Source organism: Bradyrhizobium sp. Pha-3 (assembly GCF_042258325.1).
Classification (GTDB): domain Bacteria; phylum Pseudomonadota; class Alphaproteobacteria; order Rhizobiales; family Xanthobacteraceae; genus Bradyrhizobium; species Bradyrhizobium elkanii.
In genome coordinates this window covers 7,476,008-7,489,558 of record NZ_CP170151.1, presented here as the reverse complement: position 1 = coordinate 7,489,558, position 13,551 = coordinate 7,476,008, and the positions used below count along the sequence as shown (strand labels likewise).

Genomic DNA, 13,551 nt, shown 5'->3' with positions numbered 1-13,551 from the left:
GCATCCCGCCATCACGAGGAGCTCAAGCATGTCCAAGGTATCTCCCTGCCTGTGGTTCAACGGCGAGGCCGAGGAGGCTGCGAACCTCTACGTCTCGCTGCTGCCCGGTTCGCGGATCGAGACCGTCCAGAAGAACGTCATCGACAGCCCCGGCGGAAAGGCCGGCACGGTGCTGCTGGTCGAATTCACGCTCGCCGGTCAGCGCTTCATGGCGCTGAACGGCGGGATGAGGATGGAGCATACCCACGCGGTCTCGTTCGCGATCGACTGTGTCGACCAGGCCGAGGTCGATCGCCTGTGGGACGCGTTGCTCGCGGCCGGTGGCACGGCCGAGCAGTGTGGCTGGCTGCGCGATCGCTACGGCGTCGCTTGGCAGATCGTGCCGGCGGCGGTCCGTCAATATCTCGGCGGCTCCGACGCCGCCGGCGCTGCGCGCGTGATGCAGGCCGTGCTCGGGATGATCAAGCTCGATATCGAAGGCCTGCGCCGGGCCTATGAGGGCGAGGCGGCGTAAGGCAGGGCTTCGCTGGCATCGCCCGGCTCGACCGGGCGATCCAGCATTCCAGAGATTTCGGTGCTCGGCCGATAGGCCACGGCGTATTGGATACCCCGCATGAAGCTGGGGCAAGACAGTATGGGTACGATGGTTCCGTCACATGACCTTGGCGACGGATCGCGGATGCAACTGATATCGTATAATTATCGCAAGCTGCGTTCCCCTTGCACCGTGCTTGCCCTTTGAACATCGTATCCAAATCTCCTTCTGTTCTGCGGCGTCCCGCCGCGCGCACGGCGGTCGTCGCGGCAATCGTCTTCATGGTCGCCCATGTCGTGCTGCTGCTCGGGATCACCGCGCCGGACAAGCTCTATTTCGATGAGGTGCATTACGTGCCGGCGGCGCGGCAGATGCTGCTGTCGGTGCGCGAGGGCCCGATCCTCAACCCGATGCATCCGCCGCTCGCCAAGGAGATCATCGCCCTCTCGATCAAGGCGTTCGGCGACGCGCCGCTCGGATGGCGCTATCCCGCGGCGCTGTTCGGTGCGCTGGCGCTGGTCGGCGTCTATCTCGGCGGGCTTGCGCTGTTCGCGTCGCAGCAACGCGCGATCGCAGCCGTGCTGCTCGCCTTCTTCAACCAGATGCTGTTCGTGCAGTCGCGGATCGCGATGCTGGATATTTTTGCGCTCGCCTTCGGCCTGTTCGCGATCGCGGCGTTTGTGCACGGCTTCAGGCAAAAGCAGCCGCAAGCCGCCTTTGCGCTGGCGGGACTCTTCGCGGGGCTTGCCGCTGCCAGCAAATGGAGCGGGCTGTTCGTGCTCGCGACCTGCATAGCGATCATCGTGGTGATCCGCCTGATGCAGGGCTGGCGCACGCGCTTTGCCGACGCCAATGCGGAGGATTGGTACCGGCCGGAGCTGTGGCCGGATTTTCGTGTTCCGCACTTCATCGTCTGCTTCGTCGTGATCCCGGCGACCGCCTATCTCGCGACCTTCGTGCCGCTCTACGGCCTTTCGTTCACGGATATCGTCGAGGCGCAGCGCCGCATCTTTGCCGACAACACCACGACTGCCATCGCGGGCCACACCTATATGAGCTCGTGGCCGTCCTGGCCGTTCCTGGCGCGCCCGGTCTGGTACCTGTTCGAGAAGGTCGGCGACGACAGGTTCGCGGCGATCGTGTTCCTCGGCAACCCGCTGGTGCTATGGCCGGCATTGATCGCGCTGATCATTGCGCTGCGCGACTGGATCGTCGGGCGCGGCCGTGATGCATTTCTCGTGCTGGCGTTCTACCTCAGCCCGTATCTGGCCTGGGCGCTGCTGCCGCGCACGCTTGGTTTCATCTATTACTATCTGCCCGCGGCGACCACCGCGAGTTTCGTGCTGGTCTACGCCTTGACGCGAAAGGGGGCGCCGCGCTGGCTGCTGTGGGCGTTCGTCGCGGTTGGATGCGCAGGGTTTGTTGCGATGCTGCCGGTCACGGCCGCTGTCATCGAGACGTCGATGGCGACGTTCAACCGGCTGATGCTGTTTCAGAGCTGGATATGACAGTCTTTCAAGTAAAGTGATCCGCCTGCCGGGCATGGCAGGCGGATCGAGGCTGCGGGAGATTACTGTGACGCGGTCTTGGTATCCATGTTGACGACCTGCACGCGGCGATTGGTCGGGTCCATCGGCGCGCTCGGGTCCTTCGGCCTGGTCTTGCCGTAGCCGACCGTCACGAGATCCGAGCCGTTCAAGCCGTAATGCTCGACCAGATATTTCTTGATGGTGTCGGCGCGGCGCTCCGACAGGTCCTGGTTATAGGCCTCGCCGCCGATCGCGTCGGTATGGCCGGCGACGACGAAGGTCGAGCCCTTCATGCTGGCATCCGACAGCGCCTTGCCGAGCTCCTGCACCGCCTGGGTCGAGCCCTTGCTGATGTCGGCGGAGTTGTAGTCGAAGTGGATCTCCAGATCGATCTTCGGCTTGTTCGCCGCGATGTCGGCGATCTCCTGGCGTTCAACGCGCGACAGCGAACGGGTCGGCCGGTTGCGGACGGTGTTGAGGAAGCTCGCCTCCTTGGCGGAGCCGGCCGGGTCGACCTGCGTGCCGGCGGAAAGGCCGCGGGTGGCCGACTTCGGCTTCAGCGCATTGAGAATCTGTGCGGCCGGAACGGCCTCGCTGCCGGCCAGTGCGACGCCCGCCGTCATCGACAGCGCGGCGCCGATTGTCAGAAAAGACAAGGAAAAAGAGCGGGTCATGGTTTTCGTCCTCAAATGTCGGGCTAGCCAATCCGGCCTGCTGTCGTTTTGATGCTGGGAGAATAGGACCGGTTCAAAGCCCGGAATGTGATCTGGGTCACGGTTCGGTGTGCCGCCCTGCCTTGCGCCAGGCAGGCAGGAAGCGAGGACATCATGGCCCACGTCAATCGCGTCCTCCGCTCGATCAATGACGAAGACGCCTCGCACTGCGTCGATATCTTCCTTCGCCCGGACGGCACCGTCGGCTTCGAAGAATATCGGCGGGACGTCGAAGACGGCCGCGGCTGGTTTCCGGCTGGCGGTCATTCGTCCCGCATCTTCCATGAGGAAAGCGCGGCCCTGGCCGCGGCGATCGGGGACGTTGCGTGGTTGCGGCGGGTCGTCGGATCGACCTAGCCGCATCCGAACGATGCGGAGCCGATTTCCGCCGCGCGGCTCTCCACAGGGGCGCGAATCTCACTACATTGCTGGGGCAATGTCCCGCGCCGCCGAACCCCTTTCGTTGAACAATGCTGCCGCCCGCCACATCTGGCTGCGCGCGCAGCGGCTCGATACAAAGGCGCCGTTCGGCGAGGGGGCGTCAGCGGTGGCGGCCGCCGTCGATCATCTCGGCTATGTGCAGATCGATACCATCAACGTGATCGAGCGCTGCCATCACCACATCCTGTTCACCCGCATTCCGGACTACCGCCGCGCCGACCTCAAGCAGGCGCAGAGCCGGGACAAGAGCGTGTTCGAGTACTGGACGCACGCGCTGTCCTACGTGCCGTCCAAGGACATCGGCATCTTCCTGCCGGTGATGAGGGCGCATAAGCGCGAGGGCCACAAATGGTTCTCGTCGGTGACCCCGGCGGATACGCGCAAGGTGCTGCGGCTGCTCCGTGCCGGTCCGCTGACCATCCGCGACATCGACGACGACGTGCTGACCGAGAAGGAGCATCTCTGGCAGAGCCGGAAGCCCTCCAAGCGCGCGCTGCAGCTCGCCTTCTATGGCGGCGTGGTCACGATCAGCGAGCGTGCCGGCATGCTGAAGACCTACGAGCTGATGACCCGGCACTTCGGCTGGGACAAGCCGCCGAAGCCGGCCCCGGCCTCGGCAAGGATCGCCTATCTGCTCGACCGCGCGCTGCGCTCGCAGGGCATCGTCAGCCTGGATTCGATCTGCCATCTCGACGCGCCGAGCAAGAAGGCGGTGCGCAGCCTGATCGAGGCGCGCCTGCGCCGCAAGGAGCTGGTCCAGGTCGCGCTGGAAGGCGCCGGCAAGCAAGAACATTGGGCGCGGCCCGAGGTGCTGGAAGCGACCGGCGAGGGTGATCCCACCCTGGTTCACATCCTTTCGCCGTTCGATCCGCTGATCATCCAGCGCAAGCGCACCGAGCTGTTCTTCGGCTATGGCCACCGTTTCGAGGCCTATGTGCCGAAGGAGAAGCGCCTGTTCGGCTATTTCGCGCTGCCGGTGCTGGTCGGTGACGACATCGTCGCCGCCCTAGACCTCAAGACCGACCGGCAGAACAAGAAGCTCCTGATGCAGAAATGGAGCTGGGTCGGCAACGGCAAGAAGCAGGCGGCACGCAAGGAGCTGAAGCGCCGCATCGAGGAAGAACTGGACCGCTTCGAGCGCTTTCAGCTGGCGGAGTAGGGCTGGCTCTCCGTCATTGCGAGCGCCGCGAAGCAATCCATCGCGCCACAAGCGGATAAGTGGATTGCTTCGCTTCGCTCGCAATGACGCACAAAACGCACAGGGTTCCCGTTTGCGCTGTGAGCTATGAGTTTTTGCCATTGCTCAAAGCGGAGCCAGCCAATAATCCTCACGGCAAGCAACACCCGGGGGGCAGCCTATGAGCCAGACAGCAACCATCGCGCCTGATCGCGGCGCCCGCAGCGAGATCGAGACGTCGACGATCCGCGCGATCTCCTGGCGGCTGATCCCGTTCCTGATCCTGGCCTACTTCTTCTCCTATCTCGACCGCGTCAATCTCGGTTTCGCCGCGCTCACCATGAACAGCGAGCTGAAGTTCTCGCCGGTGGTGTTTTCGTTCGGCGCCGGCATCTTCTTCATCGGCTATTTCATTTTCGAGGTGCCGAGCAATCTGGCGCTGGAGCGGTTCGGCGCCAGCAAATGGATCGCCCGGATCATGGTGAGCTGGGGCATCCTCTCGGCGTTGATGGCGGCGGTCTATGACGAGCACAGCTTCTACGCGCTGCGCTTCTTCCTCGGCGTGGCCGAGGCCGGCTTCTTCCCCGGCATCATCCTCTATCTGACCTACTGGTACCCGGCCGAGTATCGTGCGCGCTTCCTCGCCGCCTTCGCGCTCGCGGTACCGATCTCGACCGTGATCGGCGCGCCGATCTCCGGCCTGTTGCTCGGCCTCGACGGCGTGATGGGCTTGAAGGGCTGGCAGTGGCTGTTCGTCATCGAGGGCATTCCCTCGGTGCTGCTCGGCATCGTCACCTGGTTCTATCTGACCGACCGGCCGGAGAAGGCCGATTGGCTCTCGGCCGAGCAGAAGGCGTGGCTCAAGGCGAAGCTCGACGCCGAGGTCGCGGCCAAGCAGGCGGCGAAGCATTTCACGCTGGGCGAGGCACTTTCCTCGCCGAAGGTACTCGCGCTCAGCGCGATCTATTTCGGCTTCGTCGCCTCGCTCTACGGCATGCAGTTCTGGCTGCCGCAGATCGTCAAGGCGTTCGGGCTGACCAATGCGCAGACCGGCTTCGTCACCGCGATTCCGTACGCATTCGGCACCGTCGCGATGATCCTGTGGGCGCGCCGTTCCGATGCCACGCGCGAGCGCGTGTTCCATGTCGGCGCGCCGCTGCTGTTGACCGCGCTGGCGCTCGGCGTCTCCAGCTACATCACCGATCCCGTCATGACGATGGTGGTGCTGACGGTCGCTGCGATCGGCGTGTTCTGCACCTTCGCGGTGTTCTGGACGCTGCCGACCGCCTGGCTGTCAGGCACCGCCGCCGCCGGCGCGATCGCGCTGATCAACTCGATCGGCAACCTCGCCGGTTTCGGCGGGCCCTATCTGATCGGCTGGGTCAAGGAAGCCACCGGCAGCACGTCGACCGGCCTGCTTGTGCTGTCGCTGTTGCCGCTTGCCGCGGGCCTGCTGGTTTTCCTCGGCAGCCACGAGACCAAAACCGAGTTCGCCGGCGCGAAGTAGCTCGCCCTCAAATCACGTGCTCCCGTAGCCCGGATGGAGCGCAGCGCAATCCGGGGACCCACCCGCCACCGGTGAGGGTCCCGGATTTCGCTCCGCTCCATCCGGGCTACGCATTTTCCGAACTCTGCACCGCCAAATCCGACCCCCGCTCACGAATTGGTTATCACTGACGAATATTGACATTCATCAGTGATAAATCGATACTCTTCATCAGTCGTCAGCCCGATGGAGATTTCAGATGTTCGTTCGTTCCGTTTTCTCGAGCTATTACAGGCTCTTGACGGGAGCATCGTTGGCTTTTGCGGTGTTCGCGCTGACCGGCTGCAATGAAAAGGCGGCTGAAAATGCCGATCCGGGACGCCCCGTTCTGGTGGCGACTGTCCATTACGAAGCGGAAACCCCTGAGCGCAGCTTTGTCGGCACCGTCAAGCCCCGTATCGAAGCCGATATGGGCTTTCGGGTTGCCGGCAAGGTGGCCAAGCGGCTGGTCGAGGTCGGACAGACAGTCGACGTCGACCAGCCCTTGGCCACCCTCGACGAGGTCGACCTGAAGCTGCAGGCCGAGCAGGCGGAGGCGGAATTCCGCGCCGCCACCGGCGTGCTGGCGCAGGCCGCGGCCGCCGAGCAGCGCGCCAAGGATCTGAAGGCCAAGGGCTGGACCACTGATGCGGCGCTCGACTCCGCCAAGGCCGCCGGCGACGAGGCCCGCGCCCGGCTGAACCGTGCCGAGCGCTCGGTCGAACTGACCAAGAATTCCCTCTCTTACGCAACGCTGGTGGCCGACACCCGGGGTGTCGTCACAGCGACCATGATCGAGCCCGGCCAGGTGGTTGCCGCGGGCCAGGCTTCGATCCGTGTCGCCCGACTTGGCGAGAAGGAAGCTGTCGTCGCGATCCCAGAGACGCTTCTTGCTCGTGCCAGGTCGGGCGTAGCCACGGTGACGCTGTGGTCGGACGCCAAGAAGAGCTATGCCGCCAGGCTGCGCGAGGTCGCGCCGCAGGCCGATCCCGCCACTCGCACCTATCTCGCAAAATTCTCGTTGCCGGACGCCGACGAGGCGGTTTCGCTCGGCATGACCGCGACGCTGACGCTGGCCGACAAGGCGAGCGAGCGGGTGGCAAAACTGCCGCTGTCGGCGCTGTACAGCCAGGGCGGCGATCCCTCGCTCTACATCGTCGACGACAAGGGCGACATCGCGCTGAAGCCGGTCAAGGTGAAGGCCTATGAGAGCAACAACGTCGTCATCTCCGGCGGCGTCGACGACGGCGCCAAGGTGGTCGCCCTCGGTGTGCAGAAACTCGATCCGAGCCAGAAGGTGCGGGTCGTGTCGTCGCTGTCGTTCTAACCCTCGCATAACAGCGGAAACGGTTCTGGGACTGGTCTAGAACTTGGAGAGTTCGATGAAGCGCTTCAACCTTTCAGCCTGGGCGGTCAGCCATCCGACGCTGGTGCTGTTCCTGATGATCATCCTCGCCGCCGCCGGCTTCTTCTCCTACGAGAAGCTCGGCCGCGCCGAGGATCCGTTCTTCACCGTCAAGGTGGTGAACGTCTCGGTGATGTGGCCGGGCGCGACCTCGCAGGAAATGCAGATGCAGGTTGCCGATCCGATCGAGAAGAAACTGCAGGAGCTGCCGTTCTTCGACAAGGTGCAGACCTATTCCAAGCCGGGCTTCACGGCGATGCAGGTCTCCTTCAAGGATTCGACCTCGCCGAAGGACGTGCCCTATCTCTTCTATCTCTTGCGCAAGAAGCTGGTCGACGTGCAGGGCGAGCTGCCCTCCGGCATCCTCGGTCCCGTGGTCAACGACGAATTCTCCGACGTCGATTCGATCCTCTATATGATGACCGGCGACGGCGCCAACTATGCGCAGCTCAAGAAGGTCGCGGAGGGCTTTCGCCAGCGCCTGCTGAAGGTGCCCGGCGTCACCAAGATCGATCTCTACGGCACCCAGGACGAGCGCATCTTCGTCGAGTTCTCGCATGCCAAGCTGGCGACGCTCGGCATCACGCCGCAGGCGCTGTTCGACTCGCTCGCCAAGCAGAATAACGTCACCCCGGCTGGTACCGTCGAGAGCTCCTCGCAGCGCGTGCCGCTGCGCGTCACCGGCGCGCTTGACGGCGTCAAGGCGGTTGCCGAAACGCCGGTCGAGAGCAACGGCCGCGTGTTCCTGCTCGGCGATATCGCGACCGTCTCTCACGGCTATGTCGATCCGCCGAGCTTCGTGGTGCGTCAGGAAGGCAAGCCGGCGCTCGGCATCGGCGTCGTCACCGCCAAGGGCGCCAACATCCTCGAACTCGGCAAGGAGGTCCAGAAGGCGACCGCCGAGTTCCTGAAGGCGGTGCCGCAGGGCGTCGATATCCAGCAGATCGCCGACCAGCCCAAGGTGGTCGAGCACGCCGTCGGCGAGTTCGTGCACTCTTTCGTCGAGGCGCTCGCGATCGTGCTGTTCGTCTCCTTTGTCGCGCTCGGCTGGCGCACCGGCATCGTGGTCGCGCTGTCGGTGCCGCTGGTGCTCGGTATCGTCTTCATCGTGATGAACGCGATGTCGCTCGACCTGCACCGCATCACGCTCGGCGCGCTGATCATTGCACTCGGCCTTCTGGTCGACGACGCGATTATCGCGGTCGAGATGATGGTGGTGAAGATGGAGCAGGGCTGGGACCGCATGAAGGCGGCGTCCTTTGCCTGGGAATCCACCGCGTTTCCGATGCTCACGGGAACGCTGGTCACGGCCGCTGGCTTCCTCCCCATCGGCTTTGCCAATTCTGCGGTCGGCGAATATGCCGGCGGCATCTTCTGGATCGTGGCGATCTCGCTGGTCGCGTCCTGGTTCGTCGCGGTGATCTTCACGCCCTATATCGGCGTCAAGCTGTTGCCCAACATCAAGGTGCACCAGAACCACGATCCGCACTCGATCTACGAGACGCGGATGTATCGCGGCTTGCGCAGCGTCGTGCAGTGGTGCGTCGATCACCGCATCAAGGTGGTGGCGGCGACCGTCGGCGTCTTCGTTGCCTCCATCGTTGCGTTCGGCCACGTCCAGCAGCAGTTCTTCCCGCTGTCGGAGCGGCCCGAGTTGTTCCTGCAGCTGCGTCTGCCCGAGGGCACCGCCTTCAATGTCACCGAGAAGACGGTGAAGAAGGCCGAAGGGCTGCTGAAGGGCGATGACGACATCCAGACCTACACCGCCTATGTCGGCCAGGGTTCGCCGCGCTTCTGGCTCGGCCTCAACCCGCAGCTGCCGAACGAGGCCTTTGCCGAGATCGTGATCCTCGCCAAGAACGTCGAGGCGCGCGAGCGCGTCAAGGCCAAGATCGAGCAGGCTGCCGCCGATGGCGCTTTGAACGAGGCGCGGGTCCGGGTCGACCGCTTCAATTTCGGTCCGCCGGTCGGCTTCCCGGTCCAGTTCCGCGTGATCGGCCCCGATGCCAACAAGGTGCGCGACATCGCCTACCAGGTGCGCGACGTCATGCGCCAGAACAAGAACGTCAAGGACGTCCAGCTCGACTGGAACGAGCAGTCGCCCTACCTGAAGCTCGCCGTCGACCAGGATCGGGCGCGCGCGCTCGGCCTGACCCCGCAGGACGTCTCGCAGGCGCTGGCGATGCTGATCTCGGGCGCGCCGGTCACCACGATCCGCGACGGCATCGAGAAGGTCGGCGTGGTCGCCCGCGCGGTGCCGTCCGAGCGGCTCGATCTCGGCCGCGTCGGCGATCTCACCATCACCACGCGCAACGGCGTCGCCGTCCCGCTGCAGCAGATCGCCAAGATCGAATATGCGCATGAGGAGCCGATCCTGTGGCGGCGCAACCGCGACATGGCGATCACCGTGCGTTCCGACGTCGTCGACGGCGTGCAGGCGCCCGACGTCACCAACCAGATCTCGCCGAAGCTGAAGGACATCCAGGCCCATCTCGAGCCGGCCTACCGGATCGAGCCGGGCGGGGCGTTCGAGGAATCCGCCAAGGGCAATGCGTCGATCTTCATCCTCTTCCCCGTGATGGTGATGGTGATGCTGACGCTGCTGATGATCCAGCTGCAGAGCTTCTCGCGCCTGTTTCTGGTGTTCCTGACCGCGCCGCTCGGCATCGTCGGCGCCTCGCTGGGGCTGAACGTCGCCAACCAGCCGTTCGGCTTCGTGGCGCTGCTCGGCCTGATCGCGCTCGCCGGCATGATCATGCGCAACGCCGTGATCCTGGTCGATCAGATCGAGAGCGACGTGGCGTCCGGCCTGACCCGGCGCGAGGCGATCGTCGAAGCCACCGTCCGGCGCGCCCGGCCGGTGGTGCTGACGGCCCTGGCCGCCATCCTCGCCATGATCCCGCTGTCGCGCTCGGCGTTCTGGGGCCCGATGGCGATCACCATCATGGGCGGTTTGTTTGTTGCGACTTTCCTGACCTTGCTGTATCTGCCGGGCCTTTACGCCCTCTGGTTCCGCAAGACCCTCGAGGAGAGCGGCTCCGAGCAAACCGATACTGCACCGCAGCATGTCGGCGATGCGCAGCGCGCATTTCCGCTTGCTGAGGCGGCCGAATAATTGAAGATTGAGCAGGCCAACATGACACTGATCTCGGAACATAGCGAAACCGACACCCGCGAGCGGATCCTCGTGGTGGCGGAGCGCTTGTTCCGGCAGATCGGGTACCAGAAGACGACGGTCGCCGACATCGCCAAAGAGCTGCGGATGAGCCCCGCCAACGTGTACCGCTTCTTCGATTCGAAGAAGTCGATCCACGAAAGCGTGGCCCGCGGCCTGATGGGCGAGGTCGAGATCGAGGCCCAGCGCATCGCGCGCTCGGAGGGGCCGGCGGCGCCGCGCCTGCGCCAGCTGATGACGACCATCAATCGCATGAACACCGAACGCTATGTCGGTGACTCCAAGCTGCACGAGATGGTCGAGATCGCGATGCAGGAGGACTGGGACGTCTGCGTCGCCCACATGGAGTGTATCGCCTCCATTATCGGCGAGGTGATCGCGCAAGGAGCCGAGTCGGGGGAGTTCGAGATCACGGACTTGCAACTCGCCTCGCTGTGCGCCTGCACGGCGATGATGCGGTTCTTCCACCCGCAGATGATCGCCCAATGTGCCACCAAGCCGGGCCCGACCATCGACCAGATGATCGATTTCGTGATCGCCGGCCTGTCGCCGCGCAGCCGCGCCAATTGAGCGCCAGCCCTGACATTTTCGTCAGTTGACTCTCCCATCATTGCAGGCAAATCGAGTTTGTAGCCCGGATGGAGCGCAGCGCAATCCGGGGTCATTTCCCCTTGCGAGACCGTCCCGGATTACGCTGCGCTCCATCCGGGCTACGTGAGAGGGGCCAGCCGTGACTGCCAAAGACCTGCATTTCTACGAGCCGAAAAACGGCCACGGCCTCAAGCACGACCCGTTCAACGCCATCGTGGCGCCGCGGCCGATCGGCTGGATTTCCTCGCGCGACAAGGGCGGCAACGTCAACCTCGCGCCCTACAGCTTCTTCAACGCCTTCTGCTACGTGCCGCCGATCATCGGCTTCTCCTCCACCAACTGGAAGGACAGCGTCGCCAACATCCAGGACACCGGCGAGTTCGTCTGGAATCTGGCGACGATGGATCTCGCCAAGCACATGAACGCGACGGCGGCGCATGTCGCGCGCGAGGTCGACGAGTTCAAGCTCGCGGGGCTCACGCAGGTCGCCGGCAAGCTCGTCAACGTGCCGCGGGTCGCCGAAAGCCCGGTGTCGTTCGAATGCAAGGTGAGCCAGATCGTCCAGCTCCAGGGCGCCGACGGCAAGAAGGCCGAGGCGTGGCTGACGCTCGGCGAGGTCGTCGCCGTCCACATCGACAAGGCCTTCATCAAGGACGGCGTCTACCAGACCGGTCTCGCGCACCCGATCGTCCGCGCCGGCCGCCGCGGCGACTACTTCGAGATCAAGCCGGAAAACATGTTCGAGATGATCCGGCCGGATTGAGTGCTGCTCTATCCTCCCTCTCCCCGTTCTTCACGGGGTCGAGACGAGCGAAGCTCGCTCTTAGAAGGTAGGGTGAGGGGCTGCTTCCACCAGTTGTGATGGTCGTGAGACCTGTACCCCCTCACCCGGAACGCATCTGGCGATGCGTTCCGACCTCTCCCCGCAAGCGGGGCGAGGTAAGGGACGTCGCTCCGCTGCGGATTCGGTGCGCCCCGCAACGACGGCCCGCACCACAACAATGTGAAATTTCCGCGCGCGGGGATGAAAAACCGTCACTCGCAACCTCCCCGGGAGCAGTCTAACCTCCACCCGCCAGGCCGGATCAACGGCCGGCCAACAGAGTGGGAGGATGCGATGACACGCCAACCGCGGCGCGATCCTAACGAAGAACAACGCGATCCGAATGTTTCACGACGCACGCTGGTTCAGGGGCTGGCGGCTTCCGCCGCCGCCGTCGCGGGCATCGGCAGCGCGCTGGCTCAGAACGCGCCCGCGCCGGTCGGGCCGCCGACGACGATCACCAGCCCGCCGCGCGACTTCAGTCCGCGCGGTGCGCCGACCACCTATTTCTGGGACCCCGACATCGTCGCGGTCGATCCGTCCTTCAACGACCTTGCCCAGCCCAACACCTCGATCAAGCGCCTCCACACCGGTCTGTTGTGGGCGGAAGGCCCGGCCTGGAGTTCGCAGGGCCGCTATCTCCTGTGGAGCGACATCCCCAACAACCGGCAGATGCGCTGGTCGGAAGATGACGGCCATGTCAGCGTCTTCCGCATGCCGTCGAACTACTCGAACGGCAATTCGTTCGACTTCCAGGGCCGCCAGCTGTCCTGCGAGCATCTCACCCGCCGCGTGACGCGCTACGAGAATGACGGCACCGCGACCGTGCTTGCCGATAACTATCAAGGCAAGCGGCTGAACTCGCCGAACGACGTCGTCGCGCATCCCGACGGCAGCTACTGGTTCACCGATCCGCCCTATGGCGGCCAGCTCTATGAGGGCGAACCCGACGCCGCGGGCGGCCCGGGCAATCCGGCCGGCAAGCTCAATCCCCGGATCGGGCAGCCGGCGGGCTTCGTGCCGGCCAAGCGCGAACTGCCGACCAATTGCTATCGCATCGATCCCTCCGGCCGCGTCGATCTCGTGGTCAGCGAGGACCAGGTGCCCGATCCGAACGGTCTCTGTTTCTCGCCGGACTACAAGAAGCTCTACGTGGTCTCGACCGGCAAGGGACCGGGCGATAGCGGCCCCGGCGGCAAGGGCGACGTCTTCGTGTTCGATGTCGGCGCCGACAACAAGCTTTCCAACGGCAAGCGGTTCAGCGATTTCACGATCGACGGCGTGAAATGCGGACCGGACGGCATCCGCTGCGACGTCAACGGCAATGTCTGGTGCTCGAGCAATGCCGGCCGCGCCGTCGGTTACAGCGGCGTGACGGTGTGGTCACCCGAAGGCAAGCTGCTCGGCCGCATCCGGCTGCCCGAGGTCTGCGGCAACATCACCTTCGGCGGCCCCAAGCGCAATCGCCTGTTCATGGCCGCGAGCCAGTCGCTCTACGCGGTCTATACCGCAACCCAGGGAGCGGGGCCGGCCTAGCTCGTCCTGCGCGGGGATGGCGTCTGCGCCATCCCCTGCTACCTGATTGTCGCACCTCAGCTTTCGGAACTGAACGCGTGGCCCTGCCGTTAACAGAATGG

11 protein-coding genes are annotated in these 13,551 nt (G+C 64.6%); 10 read left to right on the top strand and 1 reads right to left on the bottom strand.

Annotated features, from left to right (window positions below; translation table 11 throughout):
* The first annotated feature begins 28 nt into the window (after positions 1-28).
* Complete coding sequence (locus ACE10X_RS35735; RefSeq protein WP_375763518.1) at positions 29-514, top strand: VOC family protein; 486 nt, start codon at positions 29-31, stop codon at positions 512-514.
* A gap of 224 nt (positions 515-738) precedes the next feature.
* The gene (locus tag ACE10X_RS35730; RefSeq protein WP_375763517.1) at positions 739-2,043 is read left to right on the top strand and encodes a phospholipid carrier-dependent glycosyltransferase; all 1,305 of its coding nucleotides are present in this window, start codon (positions 739-741) and stop codon (positions 2,041-2,043) included.
* A gap of 62 nt (positions 2,044-2,105) precedes the next feature.
* On the opposite strand, the gene ACE10X_RS35725 is transcribed toward ACE10X_RS35730, so the two are convergent.
* The gene (locus ACE10X_RS35725; protein ID WP_038382495.1) at positions 2,106-2,738 is read right to left on the bottom strand and encodes an OmpA family protein; all 633 of its coding nucleotides are present in this window, start codon (positions 2,736-2,738) and stop codon (positions 2,106-2,108) included.
* Positions 2,739-2,891: 153 nt separating this feature from the next.
* On the opposite strand from ACE10X_RS35725, the gene ACE10X_RS35720 reads away from it, so the two are divergent.
* From ACE10X_RS35720 to ACE10X_RS35685, 8 genes are all read left to right on the top strand, one after another.
* The gene (locus ACE10X_RS35720) at positions 2,892-3,134 is read left to right on the top strand and encodes a hypothetical protein (protein WP_375763516.1); all 243 of its coding nucleotides are present in this window, start codon (positions 2,892-2,894) and stop codon (positions 3,132-3,134) included.
* A gap of 79 nt (positions 3,135-3,213) precedes the next feature.
* On the top strand, positions 3,214-4,377 hold the full coding sequence (locus ACE10X_RS35715; protein WP_375763515.1) for a winged helix-turn-helix domain-containing protein: 1,164 nt from the start codon (positions 3,214-3,216) through the stop codon (positions 4,375-4,377).
* Positions 4,378-4,576: 199 nt separating this feature from the next.
* Positions 4,577-5,902 carry an MFS transporter gene (locus ACE10X_RS35710; protein ID WP_038382497.1) on the top strand — a complete coding sequence of 442 codons (1,326 nt, stop codon included), beginning with the start codon at positions 4,577-4,579 and terminating at the stop codon, positions 5,900-5,902.
* Between the two features lie 238 nt (positions 5,903-6,140).
* Positions 6,141-7,247 (top strand): efflux RND transporter periplasmic adaptor subunit, encoded by a 1,107-nt coding sequence (locus ACE10X_RS35705; protein ID WP_038382498.1) that lies wholly within the window; start codon positions 6,141-6,143, stop codon positions 7,245-7,247.
* A gap of 55 nt (positions 7,248-7,302) precedes the next feature.
* Positions 7,303-10,440, top strand: coding sequence for an efflux RND transporter permease subunit (locus tag ACE10X_RS35700; RefSeq protein WP_375763514.1), 3,138 nt, complete (start codon positions 7,303-7,305; stop codon positions 10,438-10,440).
* Positions 10,441-10,461: 21 nt separating this feature from the next.
* On the top strand, positions 10,462-11,070 hold the full coding sequence (locus tag ACE10X_RS35695) for a TetR/AcrR family transcriptional regulator (RefSeq protein WP_038382504.1): 609 nt from the start codon (positions 10,462-10,464) through the stop codon (positions 11,068-11,070).
* A 160-nt stretch (positions 11,071-11,230) separates the two neighbouring features.
* Positions 11,231-11,854: a flavin reductase family protein gene (locus ACE10X_RS35690; RefSeq protein ID WP_342727088.1), complete on the top strand. Its 624-nt coding sequence runs from the start codon at positions 11,231-11,233 to the stop codon at positions 11,852-11,854.
* Between the two features lie 354 nt (positions 11,855-12,208).
* Complete coding sequence (locus tag ACE10X_RS35685; protein WP_375763513.1) at positions 12,209-13,450, top strand: SMP-30/gluconolactonase/LRE family protein; 1,242 nt, start codon at positions 12,209-12,211, stop codon at positions 13,448-13,450.
* Positions 13,451-13,551: the final 101 nt, after the last annotated feature.

Coding starts and splice junctions, on each gene's coding strand:
- ACE10X_RS35735 (WP_375763518.1), top strand. CDS start 29: ATGTCCAAGGTATCTCCCTGCCTGTGGTTCAACGGCGAGGCCGAGGAG.
- ACE10X_RS35725 (WP_038382495.1), bottom strand. CDS start 2,738: ATGACCCGCTCTTTTTCCTTGTCTTTTCTGACAATCGGCGCCGCGCTG.
- ACE10X_RS35720 (WP_375763516.1), top strand. CDS start 2,892: ATGGCCCACGTCAATCGCGTCCTCCGCTCGATCAATGACGAAGACGCC.
- ACE10X_RS35715 (WP_375763515.1), top strand. CDS start 3,214: ATGTCCCGCGCCGCCGAACCCCTTTCGTTGAACAATGCTGCCGCCCGC.
- ACE10X_RS35710 (WP_038382497.1), top strand. CDS start 4,577: ATGAGCCAGACAGCAACCATCGCGCCTGATCGCGGCGCCCGCAGCGAG.
- ACE10X_RS35705 (WP_038382498.1), top strand. CDS start 6,141: ATGTTCGTTCGTTCCGTTTTCTCGAGCTATTACAGGCTCTTGACGGGA.
- ACE10X_RS35700 (WP_375763514.1), top strand. CDS start 7,303: ATGAAGCGCTTCAACCTTTCAGCCTGGGCGGTCAGCCATCCGACGCTG.
- ACE10X_RS35695 (WP_038382504.1), top strand. CDS start 10,462: ATGACACTGATCTCGGAACATAGCGAAACCGACACCCGCGAGCGGATC.
- ACE10X_RS35685 (WP_375763513.1), top strand. CDS start 12,209: ATGACACGCCAACCGCGGCGCGATCCTAACGAAGAACAACGCGATCCG.